A 15,432-nucleotide genomic window follows, 5' to 3' on the forward strand; every position below is an offset into this window, starting at 1 on the left:
CCGCAAGGTCACGGGGGCCGGCTGCGTCCTGTCGGATGTCAGCGGCCGTGTCAGGCCGGTGACGGCGCGGTATCAGAGCGGCCCGCGATGGTTGACCCATGAACGGTTCAGCGATGCGGCCCCAGGGCCGCGAGCCGGGCCCCCTACCGGAAGACCACCAGTCGCAGGAGAGCATCATGCAGCAGTTCACCACCCCCGCCCCCGTCCGCGTCGTCCTCGACATCCCTGCCGGACGCGTGCAGTTCGCTGCGGACGACCGGGCCGACACCACGGTCGAGGTCCGGCCCGCGAACGCCTCGAAGAGCCGTGACGTGCAGGCGGCGGAGCAGACCACGGTCGAGTACGCCGACGGCGTCCTGCGGATCGCGAGCGCGGCGAAGAACCAGTACCTCGGCCCGTCCGGGTCGATCGAGGTGACGGTCCAGCTGCCCGCCGGCTCCCGCGTCGAGGCCAAGGCGGCCAGCGCCGAGCTGCGGACCACCGGACGCCTCGGCGACGTCGCCTTCGACGGCGCGTACAGCCGGATCGAGATCGAGGAGGCCGCGAGCCTGCGCCTGACGGCGGTCGACGGCGACGTCGAGGTCGGCCGGCTGGGCGGGCCCGCGGAGATCAGCACCGCACGCGGGGACATCCGGGTCGCCGAGGCCACGGGCGGCAAGGTCGTGCTCCGCACCCAGTCCGGCGACATCTCGATCACCGCGGCGAGCGGCGTCTCGGCGGCCCTGGACGCCGGCACCAGCCACGGCCGCGTCACCAACGCGCTCAAGAACGACGGCACCGTCGAGCTCGACATCCACGCCACCACCTCCAACGGCGACATCACCGCCCGCAGCCTGTGACCCGCGGCTTCCGACCGGAGGGCGGGCCAACCCGCCGCACCCGCCCTCAGGAGGAACCCGCAGGTCAGAGAGCTCATGCGGCGGGACTGTGAAACGGTCGGCCCAGCCTGCGCAGGTTCGGGACCTTGCGCCGGCCGCCGGTTTCAACAGCAGGTCAGAGGCCCTTCGGGGCCTCTTCTGCGTTGCGGGGGCGGGCTGAGGAGTCGCGTCGCCGGGGGGCTCAGGAGTCGCGTCGCAGCGAGGACAGGCCCCACAGTTCGGCGATCCGGCCGTCGCGCACCCGGAACATCTCCATCATGGTCGGTGCTTCCCGGCCGGGAATGCCCTGCACGCTCGTGCGGACGGCGACCGTGTCCCCCTCGACGACCAGGTCCTCGACGACCACCTGGACGTCGGGGAACGCCTCGTGGAACCGCCGCCACGCCTGGGAGACGCTGTCGGGGCCGGTCGTGCCCAGGGGGTGGCTGCGGAAGTCCGCCGCGAAGATCTCCGCCGTGGCGGCGTGGTCGCGGGCGTTGAAGGCGGCGTACATGCGGTGGGCCGCGGCCCGCGCGTCCTCGGTCATCGGTTCTCCTGTTCGGTCATGTTCGCGCGGACGCGGCGCAGGGCGTCCAGCACGAGGTCCCGCTGGTGCGGCGTGACGCCGCCGAGCAGCCGCTCCTGGTACGCCTGGTGCGAGCGGTCGAGATCGGCCGCGCATCGCTCGCCGGCGGGGGTGAGCGCGGACAGCGTGTAGCGGTTGTCCGACGGGTCCAGGCGGCGGCTGATCAGCCCTTCGGCCTCGAACTCCTTGACCAGCCGGGTGACGCTCGCGCCGTCGATGCCGAGCGTTCGGCGCAGCTCGCTGTGGCTGGTCTCGCCGTCGCGCCGCAGGCGGATGAGCAGTTGGACCCGGTGGGGGCTCATGCCCACGTGCCGGGCGAACGCCTGCCTGAGCTCGGCGCAGGCGCCTCCCAGCTCACGGAAGAACGTGTCCTCAGCGGTCTCTTCGTGCACGATCTTTTTATATCGACAACTCTTGACGTTCTCAAGAGTTAGTGGAAGATCGTGTGGCACACCCGCGCCCGCAACCCCTCGAACCTGGCGCACGGCGAGTGGTGCTGCCTGCGCCCTTTCGCGTGGTGCGGCTTCCGCGCCGGGTGCTTCGCGGTGTGCTTGGCCGTGTGCTTGTCCGTGTGCTTGGCCGTGTGTCTGGCCGTGTGTCTGGCCGTGTGTCTGGCCGTGTGTCTGGCCGTGTGTCTGGCCGTGTGTCTGGACGTGTGCTTCGCCGCGGCCTTCGGCGGCGTGGCCGGGTGGGGCGGTTGGGCGGCCGGTGGCCGGGAAAGCGCGGACGGGGCCGCCTGCGGGACGGCCGCCTTCACGACGCCCGCCGGCCCGCGTCCCAGTGCTTCCTCCTGCAGCCCGCGGCTGACCGTGAAGCCGACGAACACCCCCGTTCCGAGCGCGAGGGCGACCGCGACGACGACGAAGACGTGGCTGAAACGCCTCCGGGGGGCGAGCGGCGACCCCCGGAAGAGCGCGGACGGCGGAAGAACGGCCCTGCCGCGTGCCGCGGACCGGGATGTGGCCGGACGGACGGGCACGGAAGATGGCAGGTCGTTCATGGTCGCCTCCGAGATCACGCTCAGACGTTTGCCGTCTGGTCCCGTATGACGCTCGGCGCAAGGACTCAGGTTCGCCAGTTGACGGATCTTTGGGCAGGTCGGGCCCAGGTCCTGACGCTTCGGCGTGCCTGGCTCCGGAGGCAGGCGGGGCTAAACGCGCCCTGATGGGTCGGCTTGGATTCGTGCCCGCACACCAACTCCCTGTCCCGTTTTTCGCCAATTGGGTGCTTTGTCGGTTTTCCGGGTAGGTCAAGCCGCGGCGAGCAGGCGTCGGCGTGTTCGGGGTCTGTCCGCGCGCACCGGATCGCGCACTGGACTGCGCACCGATGCGGGTCGAGATGGTGAGCGAGCGGAAGGAGAGCTGACCATGTCGAGCAGATTGCAGATGGCCTTTGCCGTACTCGCCGGGTACTACCTCGGCAGGCGCCACAAGTTGCGCACTGCCGCGGCACTGGCGGCGGCCGGGCTGGCGGGACGCGCCAGCTGCGGCCAGGGGGGCGCCGGTGGCCTGCTGGCGCAGGGCGTCAAGACACTCGGCTCCAATCCCGAGGTTCAGCGGATGACCGGCCGCCTTCGCGGCGAACTCATGGAAGTCGGCAAGGCGGCGGTGATCTCCGCGGCCACCAAGCAGATCGACTCCCTGACCCACAAGCTCCAGGAGCGTGGGGAGAAGTCCGGGACCGCGCAGGGAGAAGAAGCCGAGGCTCAACCCACGAAGCGGCAGGCGCCCGAGGACGAGGAAACCGACTACGACGAGGAGGACTACGACGAAGGCGATCGCTACCAGGAGGACGACGACGAAGCGGAACCCGAGGCGCCGGAGCGGACCGGACGGGGGCCCGAGGGTCATGAGGGTCACAGAGGGCAGCGGCGGACACGTCCTGTCCGGCGGGTCGGCCAGTCACGGAGGTGAGTGCGATGGCTGATGCAGCGAGGAGGACGGCGACCGGACGCGGCGGAGAAGCCCTGGGCAAGGCCGCCGGAACGGCCCGTCGAGCCGGCCAGGCCGCGACGGGCACGGTCGAGGACGTCACGGGAAAGGCAGGCGACGTCACGGGAAAGGCCGGGGACGTCACGGGAAAGGCCGGGGACGTCACGGGAAAGGCCGGGGACGTCACGGGAAAGGCCGGGGACGTGACCGGGAAGGCCGGGGACGTCGCGGGGAAGGCCGGTGAGGCCGGCCAGGGACTCGCCGACGGCCTGCCGATGGACCGGCTGGTGAAATCCGCGCAGGGACTCCTGCAGGCGGCGGGCACGCGAGTGCTGTCCTCCGCGGGGGACAAGCTCGAAGGACTGACCGGCCGGCTCTCCGATTACGTGGAACACGGCGGAAAGGGCTTGATCAGCGCGGTCACGGGCTCGGACAAGCCCGGCTTCATGAGCGGAGCGCTGAAGGGCGGCCTCACGGGAGGTCTGAAGGGAGGCATCAAGGGGGGCCTCAAGGGAGGCATCAAGGGCCTCTGGCAGAAGATCACCGGCCGTGGCGGCGGGAAGGCCGGCCACGCGAAGATCACCAACATCGTCGAGTCGATCGACATCGGCGCGCCCCGGCGCCTGGTGTACGACCAGTGGACCCAGTTCCAGGACTTCCCGACGTTCATGAAGAAGGTCGAGACCATCAACCAGGAGTCCGACGAGGAGCTGTCCTGGAAGGCCCAGGTCTTCTGGTCGCACCGGACCTGGAAGGCGCACATCATCGAGCAGATCCCCGACCAGCGGATCATCTGGCGGTCGGAGGGAGCGAAGGGGTATGTCGACGGAGCGGTGACCTTCCACGAGGTCTCGCCCGACCTGACCCGGGTCCTGGTCGTGCTGGAGTACCACCCGCAGGGCCTGTTCGAGCGCACCGGCAACCTGTGGCGCGCCCAGGGCCGACGCGTACGCCTGGAGCTCAAGCACTTCAGACGGCACGTGATGGCGCACCTGCTGCTGAAGCCCGACGAGCTGGAGGGCTGGCGCGGCGAGATCCGGGACAGCCAGGTCGTCAAGGATCACGAGACCGCCGTCCAGGAGGAGCGGGAGCAGCAGGAGGCCGAGGAGCAGCAGCCCGAGGAAGGCGAGCGGGCGGAAGCGGAAGAGCTCGAAGAGCACGAAGAGCCCGAAGAGGGCGAAGAGCGCGAAGAGGGCGAGCGGGCGGAAGCCGAGGAGCCCGAGGACGAGTACGAAGAGGAGGAGGAAGAAGAGCCCGAGGAGGAGGAAGAGGAGGAGCCCGAGGAAGAAGAAGGGGAGTTCGAGGAGGAAGAGGGAGAGTTCGAGGAGCCCGAAGAGGAAGAAGAAGGAGAAGAGGGGGAAGAGGAGGAAGAGGAGCCCGAGGAGCGTCCCGCGGCTCCGCCCGTGGCACGGCGTAGCGCCGGAGCGCCCACCCGCCGGTCCGCCGAGCAGGACCGCCCGGTACGCCGGCGTCGGATCCGAGCCGAGTAGCCACTCGTCAGGGCCTGTCGCCGAGGGCCCGGCCACCCAGAACCAGGGGGAACGACATGACCGTTCAGCCTGCCGGTCGCGGTACACCGGCCAGCAGCGGCACCGCGGGGACAAGTCTGGCGGACGTCATCGACACCATCCTCGACAAGGGCCTCGTCATCGACGCCTTCGTCCGGGTCTCGCTCGTCGGCATCGAGGTGCTGACGATCGACACCAGGATCGTCGTGGCCAGCGTGGACACGTACCTGCGCTTCGCGGAGGCGGCCAACCGTCTCGACCTGTCGGCCACCGAGAAGGGCCTGCCGGAGGTCGTCGAGGGGGTGACGGCGGCCAGGGCCGTCGGCCAGGCGAGCCAGCCTGACGCCGGGGAGCTGGAGGCCGCCTCCGACGAGCCCGACGAGTTGCAGGAGCTCACGGGGGAGGTCGTGGACCGCGAGGAAGAGCCGCGCCGGGCACGTCGTAGAGAGGATCGCTGAGATGTCGCCACGCAGAGAGGCCGCGGAGGCCGCGGAGGCCGCCGGGTCCGAGGACACGTCGCAGGCGAGCATGAACGGCTACGCGTCCTACGTGTACGGGATCGTACCGATGGACGTCGAGGTGGAACCCGGGACCGAGGGGGTGGGGGACCCCGGCGGGGAGGTGCGGCTGGTGTCGTTCGGCCAGATCGCCGCTCTGGTGAGCGACGTCGAGCCGGACCGCCCGCTCGGCCGCCCGCGCGACCTCCAGACGCACCAGCGGCTGCTCGACCAGACCGCGGCGGAGGTGCCGGTGCTGCCGTTCCGGTTCGGGGCGGTGCTGACGGACTCCGAGGCCGTGGTGGAGGAGCTGCTGAAGCCGTACCACGACCAGTTCGCCGACGCCCTTCAGGAGGTGGAGGGCCGGACGCAGTACGTCGTCAACGGCCGGTACGACGAGCGCGCGATCCTGAGCGAGATCCTGCGGGAGAACGGCGAGGCCGCGAGCCTCCGGCAGCAGATCGCCGGCCGCTCGGAGGACGCGACGCGCAACGAGCGCATGCGGCTCGGCGAGATCATCGAGGGCACCATCGCGGACAAGCGCGAGGCAGACACCGCGACGGTGGTGGACGAGCTCTCCGACCTGTGCGAACAGCTGGCCGTGCGCGAGCCCTCCCACGAACGCGACGCCGCGCATGTGGCCGCGCTGGTGGCGCACGACCGCCGGGAGGAGTTCGAACAGGCGGTGGACGAGCTGGCCCGCCGCTGGTCGGGACGGGTCGAGCTGCGGCTGCTCGGGCCGATGGCGCCGTACGACTTCGTCGGCACGAGCTGACCGCGCCGGCCAGGGACGCGGGCGCCTGGGAGGAGTGAACATCCTTGGGACTGGGGACGTTGCTTTTTGGCTGGCCACTCATGCCGCTCTACGCGGTCGTCAAGCTCGGCGAGCTCATGCGCGACCAGGTCGAGCGCGAGCTGCACGACCCGGCCGTGGTCCGGCGCCGCCTGGAGGAGGTGGAGCAGGCCAGGGCCGACGGCCGGATCTCCGCGGAGGAGGAGGACCGGGCGGTGGAGGAGATCTTGCGGGGGATGGTCGGCTGGTGAGGCGCTAGCGGGGGGCCGCACCAGGGGAGTACGGGGGTGATGTGGTGCCTGCCAGGCAGGAGACCGAACAGAAGCGCGTGCCGGGGACAAGGCGTGCGGAAACCGGCGGCGAGGGGCCGCCTCCTGCGCGTCCGGCGGACATGCCGGCCGCCGAGGTGGCCGGAGTCGGGTTGCGGATGATGACCGAGCTGACCGGCAAGGAGGCCGAGAGCGTCACGCGGGTCGAGCCGGCCGAGGACGGCTGGCTGGTCGGCGTGGAGCTGGTGGAGGACCGCCGGATCCCGTCCTCCGGTGACACCCTGGCCCTGTACGAGCTTGAGCTCGACATGGCGGGCGGCCTGCTGTCCTACCGGCGGGTGCGCCGTTACAAGCGGGGCAGCGGCGACCTCGCCGAGGGCTCGCGGTGAGCGCGAACGTACGGCCGAGCCCGTACGTGCCCGGGGCGTCGTACCAGCCGGCCTCCGGCGGCCGCGAGTCGGCCAACCTCGGCGACATCCTGGAACGGGTGCTCGACCGGGGCGTGGTGATCGCCGGCGACATCCAGGTGAACCTGCTCGACATCGAGCTGCTGACGATCAAGCTGCGCCTGCTCATCGCCTCGGTCGACACGGCCCGCGAGATGGGCATCGACTGGTGGGAGCACGACCCGTGGCTCACCGGCGACACCCAGGAGCTGGCGAAGGAGAACCGCAAGCTGCGCCGCCGTCTCGCGGCCCTTGAGGAGATGGTGTCCGCCCGGGTGGTGGAAGGCGGCGCCACGATCGGGCACGCGCCCGGCCACGTGCCTGAGGTGGTCGAGCGTGGCCACTGACCAGGGCGTCTACCTCTACGCGGTCACCCGCGACGAGGGCGAGGGGCCAGGCGATGTGGCGGGGGTGGCGGGGGCGCCCGTGCGCCAACTGACGCACCGGGGTCTGGCCGCGTTCTTCAGCACGGTCTCGCTGGCGGAGTTCGGCGAGGAGGCGCTGCGCCGCTGGATGGAGGATCTCGTCTGGCTGGAGGAGACCGCGCGCAGCCACCACCGGGTGGTGGAGGCCGTCGCCGCCCTCAGGCCCACGGCGCCGGTGCGGCTGGTCACCGTCTACACGGGAGAGGCGCAGGTTCGGGAGCTTCTCGACGAGCGGCACGAACAGTTCGACGCGGTGCTGGCGCGGGTGGCCGGCCGGCGGGAGTGGGGCGTCAAGGCGTACGCCGTTCCCGGACGGGAGGAGCCCGTGACCGACCAGCAGGGCGCGAGCCCGGGGGCGGCCTACCTGAACCGCCGCCGGGCCGCCCTGCGCAGCCGGGAGGCCGACTGGCGCCGGGCTGCCGAGCACGCCCGTGCCGTGCACGAGGCGCTGATGGACATCGCCGTCGTCGGCAGATGCCACCGGGCCCAGGACCCGCAGCTGTCCGGACGGCGGGAGCAGATGGTCCTCAACGGCGCCTACCTGGTGGACGACGAACGTGCCGCCGAGTTCGCGCAGGCGGTCGAGGACGTCGCCGGGCGAGAAGTCGCCGTGGAACTCGTCGGCCCGTGGGCGCCCTACTCCTTCGCCGCCCTCGACCAGGACGGTGAGGCGGCCCGCGGTGACGCCTCCTGAGCCGAGAGGAGGCCGGCTCGCCGCCCAGGGCCGCCTGCCCGAGCAGCGGGTGGCGCTCGTCGACCTGCTGGACCGCCTGCTGGCGGGCGGGGCGGTGGTGACCGGCGACCTCGTGCTGTCCATCTCCGGCATCGACCTGGTTCGGATCTCCCTGAGGGCCCTGCTGGTCAGCGTGCGCGAGGGCGACGCGGTCGAGGGAGGGATGCGACATGACGAGCCCGACTGACCGGCAGGCGGCCAGACCCGGCGAGTGGCGGCTGGAGACGGACGCCGACTCGGTGCAGCACGACCTGAGCCGCCTCGTGCTGACGCTGGTCGAGCTGATCCGCCAGCTGGTAGAGCGCCAGTGCGTCCGGCGGATGGACAACGGCGACCTGACCGGGGAGCAGCTGGAGGCTGTGGGGCTGACCCTCATGCGGCTGGAGGAGGCCATGGCCGAGTTGTGCGACCGGTTCGGGCTGACGCCCGCCGATCTCAACCTCGACCTCGGCCCCCTCGGCACCCTGCTCCCGGCGGACTGACCCCTCGCTCACGCGGCCCGTCAGTTCACGCGGGCCGTCAGTTCACGCGGGCCGTCAGTTCACGCGGGCCGTCAGTTCACGCGGGCCGTTCGATCAAGCGGTCCGTTCGATCAGGCGGCTGAGCGCATCGTGAGCCGGGCGGGCAGGGCGGTGGCCGCCAGAGCCAGCACGGCCGCCGCCCCGACGACCGCCGCGTACGTCCCCACCGGCACGTACGGCACCGCCGACCCGGTCATGCCCGCCCCGAACGCGGCCAGCGTCACCAGCGCCGTCCCGGTGCCGAGCACGACGGCGGTGGCCACCGCGCCCAGCGTCTCCAGCCGCAGCATGAGCAGCACCTGCCGGCGCGTCGTGCCGGCCAGGCGCAGCGCGCGCATCTCACCCGAGCGGGCCGAGGTGGCCATGGCCAGGGTGTTGACCACGGCGATCGCGGTGAAGGCGATGATCAGGCCCAGCGCCACGAACGTGGCCTGCGGGTTCGACGCGCTCACCTCGGCGGCCCGCGCCCGGTCCAGCACCGACGCTCCGGGCAGCGCCCCGGCCAGGGCGTCCACGGTCAACCCGGGCGCCTTGACCAGCAGGGACGCCGCGGGGTCGTCCACGTGGCCGGCCACCAGGTCGTACGGCAAGGTCAGGTCGCCGAAGCCGAGCCCGCGGGTGTACACCGCGCTGACCGTCACGGTCGCGGGGGTGCCGTCGCCCAGCGTCAGCTTCAGCGGGTCGCCCACGCCGACGCCCAGCCGCTCGGCGGCGGTCGAGCTGACGGCCACGTCCTTCGTCGAGCCGGCGTCCTTCATCGAGCCGGCGACGATGCCCAGGTCCATCGTGCGGTCGTCGTAGGTGACCGCCTGGGCGCCGTACTTGTCCAGCCCGGAACGGACGGTCGTGCGCAGCACCTGGCTGACGGCCTCGACGCCGGGAACCCTGGCCGCCTCGGCGGCGGAGACGCCGGTCAGGACGTACTCGGCGCGGGTGCCCGCGTCGGCCTGCTCCTGCGCGGCGTGGCCCATCGTGGTCTGGACGAAGAGGATCGTGCAGGTCATCGCGATCATCAGGGTCAGCGGCGACAACACCGAGGCCAGCGACCCCGAGTTGGCGCGCAGGTTGCGCGCGGCCAGGAAGCCGCCCACCCGGGAGGCCCGCAGCGGGACCGACAACACCGCCGCGGCCACCCGCGCGACCACCGGGCCGAGCAGCGTCAGCGCGATCGTCCAGACCAGCGCGGTCAGCATCGTCACGGGCGTGGCCGCCGCCTCGGTACGCAGGTTCGACAGGACCACCGTCAGCGTCACCGCGCCGGCCAGGGCGATCGGCCCGGCCACCAGCCGCCACCGGGCCACCCTGCCGCTGTCCAGGACCGCCTCGCCCAGCGCCTCCACCGGCCGGATCCTGGTCAGCCGGCGGGCCGACACGCGGGCCGCCACCCAGGCGGCGCCGACCGTGGCCAGCAGCGCGGCCAGCGGCGGGAACGGGCTGACCACCAGGCCGAGGTTCGCGGGGACCGTCCCGAGCGCGACGAACTGGGCGCGCAGCCAGAACCCGACGCCGATGCCCGCCGCCGCGCCCAGCACCCCGGCCACCCCGGCGACCAGCAGCGCCTCGCCGCCCACCAGCTTGCGCACCTGCCGGGGGGTGGCCGCCACGGCGCGCAGCAGGGCCAGCTCGCGCTGCCGCTGCTGGATGGACAGCGCGAACGTGCCCACCACGACCAGGATCGCGACCAGCAGCGACGTGCCGGCCAGCGCGCCGCCCATGCTGACCAGCTTGACGCGGGCCTGCTCGGCGTCCCGGAACTCCAGCCTGCCGCGCTCGTCCCCCGTGTAGACGACCGCGCCCTCGGGGGCCCGGTCCAGGCCGGGGAACACGCCGACCGCGCTCACCCTGCCCGGGTGACCGGCCAGGCGGCGGGCCTCGGCGGTGCTGAAGAAGACGGTGTCCTGGCTCGGCAGCGCCTGCGCGGTGACGCCCACCACGCGGTGTCCGCGCAGCTCGGCGCCCACGTCCAGGCCGGCGCGCGCGTCGACGACGACCTCGCCCGCCGATCTCGGCTCGCGTCCCTTGGCGATGGTGAACGGGGTGAGCGCGGCCGACTCCCAGCCGTGGCCGGTGAAGCCGCCGAAGGGGAACGTCACCTCGGGGACCACCTTGTCGGCCCGGATCGCCGCCACGACGGACTCGGGCAGCCAGGCGCGTTCCGTCAGGGGCTTGGCCTTGGTCTTCGTCTCGCCGTCGCCCTTGTCGACGGTCTGGCGCACGTACTGGTCGGCGGCCACGATCGCGGGGGCGCCGGCGTACCGCTCGGGGGCGACGCCGCCGCGCAGGCCGGTCTCCAGCAACATCAGGCACGCGCACACCAGGGCGGCGGCGCACAGCAGCGCCAGGAACGCGCCGGCGAACGCGGCCTTCCTGTGCCGCAACATCCTCGACGCCAAGGTGATCATCGTGTCCACGCTCCCAGCCTGGTCATGCGCTCGGCCACCTTGTCGGCGGTCGGCGCGGTCATCGCGTCCACGATCCGGCCGTCGGCCAGGAACAGCACGGTGTCGGCGTACGAGGCGGCCACCGGGTCGTGCGTCACCATCACCACCGTCTGGCCCAGGCCGTCCACCACCTCGCGCAGCAGCCGCAGCACGTCGCGGGCGGTCATCGTGTCCAGGGCGCCCGTCGGCTCGTCGCCGAACACCACCTCCGGCCTGGTGACCAGCGCCCTGGCGATGGCCACCCGCTGCTGCTGGCCGCCCGACAGCTGCGCCGGCCGGTGCCCGGTCCGGCCCTCCAGGCCGACCCGGCGCAGGATCTCCGCCAGCCAGTCGCGGTCCACGCGGGCCTTGGCCAGGCGGAGGGGGAGTGTGATGTTCTCGACGACGTCCAGCGCCGGGATCAGGTTGAACGCCTGGAACACGAACCCGATCCGCTGCCTGCGCAGCTCGGTCAGGCCGGTCTCGTCCATGCCCGACAGTTCCGTGCCGCCGAGCCGCACCGAGCCGGACGACGGCACGTCCAGCCCGGCCGCGCAGTGCAGGAACGTGCTCTTGCCCGACCCCGAGGGGCCCATCACCGCGGTGAACGACCCTTGCGGGATGCCCACCGACACCTCACGCAGGGCCGCCACCGCGCCCTGGCCCTTGCCGTACACCTTGCTCACGGCGTCCAACCGCACCACGTCCGTCATGGCTACAAGCCTGCTGGCCTGCGCGTACGCGGACCAGAGACGCGATCACCGATCAATCATGACGTCCTCATGATCCGGACATCTGGTCACATTTCCCCCAGGTTCTGGGTGGCTCGTACGCGACAGACAAGAAAGGGCGACCCCCGGATCCGGGGATCGCCCTTCAGTGGAACCGCCGGCTCACCTTCCGGTCGGCACGCCCGGCTGCTCGGCGGACGTCCGCGGCCGCGGGACCCGGTTGTCACGCAGGTACTCGACCTCGGTACGCAGGTTCGCCAGCAGCTTGGCCGCGATGTCCTGGCTGAAGCCGTTGCGGATGACGAAGCGGATGACGGCGATGTGCTCCAGGTTGGGCGGCAGGTAGTACGTCGGGGCCTGCCAGCCGTGCATCTTCAGCCGCTCGGCCAGGTCGAAGACGGTGAAGCCATCGAAACCGGGCGCGGTCCGGACGGCGAGCACCGGCAGTTCCGAGCCGTCGGCGATGAGCGAGAGCTCGGGCAGCTTGGCGATCTCGCCGCCGAGGTAGGTCGCGACGTCCCGGCAGGTCTGCTGGACGGCCCGGTAGCCGTCGAAGCCGAGCCGCAGGAAGTTGTAGTACTGGGCGACCACCGGCGCGCCGGAGCGGGAGAAGTTGAGCGTGAAGGTGTCGATGTTGCCGCCGAGCAGGTCGCAGGAGAGCACCAGGTCTTCGGGCAGCGCGTCGGGCTCCTGCCAGACGATCCAGCCGACGCCCGGGTACACCAGGCCGAACTTGTGCCCCGAGGTGTTGATCGACTGCACCCGGGGGAGCCGGAAGTCCCACACCCGGTCGGGCTCCAGGAACGGGGTGATGAAACCGCCCACGGCGGCGTCGACGTGCAGCGGGATCGTCAGGCCGCGCTCGGCCTCCAGCCGGTCGAGTTCGGCCGACATCTGCTCGATCGGGTCGTACTTGCCGCACTGCGTGGAGCCGAGCACGCCGACGACGCCGATGGTGTTCTCGTCGCAGAACTCCCTGAGCCGGGAGGCGGACAGCGTGTAGGCCGGCTCCTCGATCGGGATCCAGCGCGGCTCGACGTCCCAGTACTGGCAGAACTTCGGCCAGCAGGTGTGGACGGCGGTGCCCATCACGAGGTTGGGCCGGTCGACGGGCAGCCCGGCCGCCCGGCGCCGCTCGCGCCACTGGAACTTCATCGCCAGCGCGCCGAGCATGGCCGCCTCGCTGGAGCCGCCCGTGGAACAGCCGACGCTGACGCCGTTTGGATCGTTCCAGAGGTGGTCGAGCATGTTGACGCAGCGGGCCTCGATGTCGGCCGTCTGGGGGTACTGGTCGTGGTCGACGATGTTGCGGTCGAGGGTCTCGGCGATGAGCTCGCGGGCCTGCGGCTCCATCCAGGTGGTGCAGAACGTGGCAAGGTTGAGCCGGGCGTTGCCGTCGAGAAGGAGCTCGTCACGGATGAGAGCCTGGGCCGCGGTGGGGTTCATCGGGCCGGCCGGCATCTTGAAGCGGGGCACGCCGCCCTCGGGCACCAGCCCGTTGTAGAGGGGGTTGACATCGAGCGCTTCCTGCCACCGGTCGGATTCGACTCGTCTGAGCATGAGCTTCACCTTCTCGATGAGTTCTGTGATGTCGAGCACTCACAGTAGGCAAGTTTTTACTCTCAGTCAACGCCGGTTTTACCGAGAACCATTGGGTCGCACACCGAGGAGAGGCACGTTGACAGGAGCGCCGGTGTTCGTCAGGTTCCAGAGTCCTGCGCCGAACGGCCGCGGGACATACCCAGGTGTGTTCGGGCTGGTCAACAGCCTTGCCGAGCAGGGTCTCCTGTCCGATGAGGAAGAGGCGTTCAGGCGCGAGAACAACGCGTGGTACGAGGCGAACTTCACCGACCCCGCGACCGTGGATCCCGACGTGTACCGCCGCGACGTCAACCCGGCGGCGGCGGCTTGGTTCAAGGCGTCGGCCACTCGGCTCATCGAGCGGGTGCCGGGCTATCTGGCGATTCTCGCCGTGCACGACGTGGAGTGTGTACGACTCGAATCGGCGGATCCCGGCAGGATCGTCTACGAAGACGATGATCAGGTGGTCGTCGTCCCTCATGTGGCCGGTCAGGGCGTCCATCAAGGTCGTGGCGGCGTGCGGCGTAGGGTGAGCGGCCGGATGGTGGCTGATGAGAGGAATGGCTGGTCATGGGTGCCGATGTGATCATTGTGGGGGCCGGGCCGACCGGTCTCATGCTGGCGGCGGAGTTGCGGCTGGCCGGGGTGCGGCCGTTGGTGCTGGAGCGGAAGGCGCAGCGCAGGGACGTCCCGAAGGCCGGCGGGCTCGGCGGGCAGATCCTGGAGTTGCTGCGGTACCGGGGCCTGCTGGACCGGTTCGCGGCGGCCTGCACCGATCCGATGCCGCCGCCCAGGTTCCCCTTCGGCGGGGTGCACCTGGATCTCGCCCAGCTGGCCGACCCGCCGATGCACGCCCTGCCGCTGCCGCAACAGCTCCTTGAGCGGCTGCTGGAGGATCGCGCCGGCGAGCTCGGCGTCGACCTGCGCCGCGGCCACGAGGTGGTCGGGGCGAGCCAGGACGACGCCGCGGTCACCCTGGACGTACGCGGACCGGACGGCCCCTACCAGGTGACCGCCCGGTACGTGGTGGGATGTGACGGCGCACGCAGCCGGGTCAGGGAGCTGGCCGGCATCGCCTTCCCCGGCACCGTCTACCCGGAGGTCAACCGGCTGGCCCAGGTCACCCTGCCCGACGAGGTGACCGTGCTCGGCAACGGCGATCTCGACGTCCCCGGCTTCGGCACGATCCGCGCCGGTTTCACCCGGACCGAGAACGGCCTGCTGGGCGTCGGCTCGTCGCCGGACTCCAGGGTCGTCTCGCTCTACACCACCGAGGACGAGAGCACCGAGTACGACGACGACGTCCCGATGACCGTGCCGGAGCTGCGGGACAGCCTGCGCCGGGTGGTGGGCGTGGACCTGCGGGTTGGGGAGGCGCTGCGGCTGTCGCGGTTCACGTTCAAGGCGCGGCAGGCCGAACGGTACCGCGACGGGCGGATCCTGCTGGCCGGGGACGCGGCTCACCTGTTCCCGGCGACCGGCATCGCGCTCAACGCGGGCATGCTCGACGCGGTCAACCTGGCCTGGAAGCTGGCCGCCGAGGTGCTGGGGCGGGCGCCGTCCGGGTTGCTGGGGACGTACGAGGAGGAACGTCAGCTGGCGGGCGCGCGCACCATGTTGCACACGCGCGCCCAGGTGGCGCTGCGGCGCGGCCACGACGCGGCCGCCGAGGCGCTCCGGGAGGTCTTCCAGGAGCTGCTGACGGACGAGCAGCCGCTGCGCCGCATGGGCGCGATGGTGGCCGGCGGCGACATCCGCTACCCGATGCCCGGTTCGCACCACCATCCGCTGGCCGGCGCGTTCGCCCCCGACCTCACCCTGCACACCGGCCAGGGCATGACGGGCGTCGCGGAGCTCATGCACGCCGTGCGGCCCGTCCTGCTCGATCTCGCCGACCGCGCGGACCTGCGCGAGGTGGCGGCCGAGTGGCGGGACCGGGTCGACGTGCACCCGGCCAAGACCGACCAGCGCCCGGCCGACGTGCTGCTGATCCGTCCGGACGCGCACGTCGCCTGGGCGGCCGGCCACGACGAACCGGCCGGCACCGCCGCGCCCGCGCTGCGCGAGGCCCTGTCCACCTGGTTCGGCGCCCCCTGAGGACGCGCGGCCCGACCCTCGCCCGCCCAGCGGGCAC

Annotated in this window: 17 protein-coding genes and 1 pseudogene; 13 read left to right on the forward strand and 5 right to left on the reverse strand. The window is 71.7% G+C overall.

From position 1 onward, the window contains the following. The first annotated feature begins 176 nt into the window (after positions 1 to 176). Positions 177 to 839 (forward strand): DUF4097 family beta strand repeat-containing protein, encoded by a 663-nt coding sequence (locus ACFYYW_RS40795; protein ID WP_387658186.1) that lies wholly within the window; start codon positions 177 to 179, stop codon positions 837 to 839. Positions 840 to 1,059: 220 nt separating this feature from the next. Here the strand turns inward: ACFYYW_RS40795 and ACFYYW_RS40800 are convergent, their stop codons facing one another. Both ACFYYW_RS40800 and ACFYYW_RS40805 read right to left on the reverse strand, forming a co-directional pair. Continuing rightward, positions 1,060 to 1,404: an ester cyclase gene (locus ACFYYW_RS40800; protein ID WP_387657784.1), complete on the reverse strand. Its 345-nt coding sequence runs from the start codon at positions 1,402 to 1,404 to the stop codon at positions 1,060 to 1,062. Then, entirely contained in the window at positions 1,401 to 1,835 is a 435-nt protein-coding gene (locus ACFYYW_RS40805) for a MarR family winged helix-turn-helix transcriptional regulator (RefSeq protein WP_387657787.1), read from the reverse strand. The genes ACFYYW_RS40800 and ACFYYW_RS40805 overlap by 4 nt, the downstream gene beginning before the upstream one ends. 975 nt (positions 1,836 to 2,810) lie before the next feature. Between ACFYYW_RS40805 and ACFYYW_RS40810 the strand changes: the two genes are divergently transcribed. The 10 genes and pseudogenes from ACFYYW_RS40810 (at position 2,811) to ACFYYW_RS40855 (ending at position 8,527) form a co-directional block, all read left to right on the forward strand. Further along, the gene (locus tag ACFYYW_RS40810) at positions 2,811 to 3,356 is read left to right on the forward strand and encodes a hypothetical protein (RefSeq protein WP_364413753.1); all 546 of its coding nucleotides are present in this window, start codon (positions 2,811 to 2,813) and stop codon (positions 3,354 to 3,356) included. 293 nt (positions 3,357 to 3,649) lie between these two features. Further along, on the forward strand, positions 3,650 to 4,864 hold the full coding sequence (locus ACFYYW_RS40815) for an SRPBCC family protein (RefSeq protein ID WP_387657791.1): 1,215 nt from the start codon (positions 3,650 to 3,652) through the stop codon (positions 4,862 to 4,864). A 56-nt stretch (positions 4,865 to 4,920) separates the two neighbouring features. Then, positions 4,921 to 5,127 (forward strand): annotated as a pseudogene (gvpJ, locus tag ACFYYW_RS40820) (gas vesicle protein GvpJ); the annotation flags it as partial. Positions 5,128 to 5,341: 214 nt separating this feature from the next. Beyond that, the gene (locus ACFYYW_RS40825; RefSeq protein ID WP_364413755.1) at positions 5,342 to 6,154 is read left to right on the forward strand and encodes a GvpL/GvpF family gas vesicle protein; all 813 of its coding nucleotides are present in this window, start codon (positions 5,342 to 5,344) and stop codon (positions 6,152 to 6,154) included. Positions 6,155 to 6,213: 59 nt separating this feature from the next. Further along, positions 6,214 to 6,423 (forward strand): gas vesicle protein GvpG, encoded by a 210-nt coding sequence (locus ACFYYW_RS40830; protein WP_387658189.1) that lies wholly within the window; start codon positions 6,214 to 6,216, stop codon positions 6,421 to 6,423. Positions 6,424 to 6,467: 44 nt separating this feature from the next. Continuing rightward, the gene (locus tag ACFYYW_RS40835) at positions 6,468 to 6,830 is read left to right on the forward strand and encodes a gas vesicle protein (protein ID WP_364413757.1); all 363 of its coding nucleotides are present in this window, start codon (positions 6,468 to 6,470) and stop codon (positions 6,828 to 6,830) included. Next, on the forward strand, positions 6,827 to 7,234 hold the full coding sequence (gene gvpJ, locus ACFYYW_RS40840) for a gas vesicle protein GvpJ (RefSeq protein ID WP_387657795.1): 408 nt from the start codon (positions 6,827 to 6,829) through the stop codon (positions 7,232 to 7,234). Before ACFYYW_RS40835 ends, gvpJ (ACFYYW_RS40840) begins: the two co-directional genes overlap by 4 nt. Further along, positions 7,224 to 8,006, forward strand: coding sequence for a GvpL/GvpF family gas vesicle protein (locus ACFYYW_RS40845; protein WP_387657798.1), 783 nt, complete (start codon positions 7,224 to 7,226; stop codon positions 8,004 to 8,006). The genes gvpJ (ACFYYW_RS40840) and ACFYYW_RS40845 overlap by 11 nt, the downstream gene beginning before the upstream one ends. Then, positions 7,993 to 8,232, forward strand: coding sequence for a gas vesicle protein (locus tag ACFYYW_RS40850; RefSeq protein WP_357966755.1), 240 nt, complete (start codon positions 7,993 to 7,995; stop codon positions 8,230 to 8,232). The genes ACFYYW_RS40845 and ACFYYW_RS40850 overlap by 14 nt, the downstream gene beginning before the upstream one ends. After that, the gene (locus tag ACFYYW_RS40855; RefSeq protein WP_364413762.1) at positions 8,216 to 8,527 is read left to right on the forward strand and encodes a gas vesicle protein K; all 312 of its coding nucleotides are present in this window, start codon (positions 8,216 to 8,218) and stop codon (positions 8,525 to 8,527) included. The genes ACFYYW_RS40850 and ACFYYW_RS40855 overlap by 17 nt, the downstream gene beginning before the upstream one ends. A gap of 110 nt (positions 8,528 to 8,637) precedes the next feature. Here the strand turns inward: ACFYYW_RS40855 and ACFYYW_RS40860 are convergent, their stop codons facing one another. The 3 genes from ACFYYW_RS40860 to ACFYYW_RS40870 all read right to left on the reverse strand — a co-directional run bounded on the left by ACFYYW_RS40860 (position 8,638) and on the right by ACFYYW_RS40870 (position 13,277). Continuing rightward, the gene (locus ACFYYW_RS40860; RefSeq protein WP_387658192.1) at positions 8,638 to 10,968 is read right to left on the reverse strand and encodes an FtsX-like permease family protein; all 2,331 of its coding nucleotides are present in this window, start codon (positions 10,966 to 10,968) and stop codon (positions 8,638 to 8,640) included. Next, positions 10,965 to 11,699, reverse strand: coding sequence for an ABC transporter ATP-binding protein (locus ACFYYW_RS40865; RefSeq protein ID WP_352320949.1), 735 nt, complete (start codon positions 11,697 to 11,699; stop codon positions 10,965 to 10,967). Before ACFYYW_RS40865 ends, ACFYYW_RS40860 begins: the two co-directional genes overlap by 4 nt. A gap of 180 nt (positions 11,700 to 11,879) precedes the next feature. Next, positions 11,880 to 13,277, reverse strand: coding sequence for a glutamate decarboxylase (locus tag ACFYYW_RS40870; RefSeq protein WP_387657802.1), 1,398 nt, complete (start codon positions 13,275 to 13,277; stop codon positions 11,880 to 11,882). Positions 13,278 to 13,410: 133 nt separating this feature from the next. Here ACFYYW_RS40870 and ACFYYW_RS40875 point away from each other — a divergent pair, with 133 nt between their 5' ends. Next, entirely contained in the window at positions 13,411 to 13,884 is a 474-nt protein-coding gene (locus ACFYYW_RS40875) for a hypothetical protein (RefSeq protein WP_387657805.1), read from the forward strand. Continuing rightward, positions 13,881 to 15,395: an FAD-dependent monooxygenase gene (locus ACFYYW_RS40880; RefSeq protein ID WP_387657808.1), complete on the forward strand. Its 1,515-nt coding sequence runs from the start codon at positions 13,881 to 13,883 to the stop codon at positions 15,393 to 15,395. Before ACFYYW_RS40875 ends, ACFYYW_RS40880 begins: the two co-directional genes overlap by 4 nt. Positions 15,396 to 15,432 lie beyond the last annotated feature (37 nt).

The organism is Nonomuraea sp. NPDC001831 (assembly GCF_042892035.1).
Lineage (GTDB): Bacteria > Actinomycetota > Actinomycetes > Streptosporangiales > Streptosporangiaceae > Nonomuraea.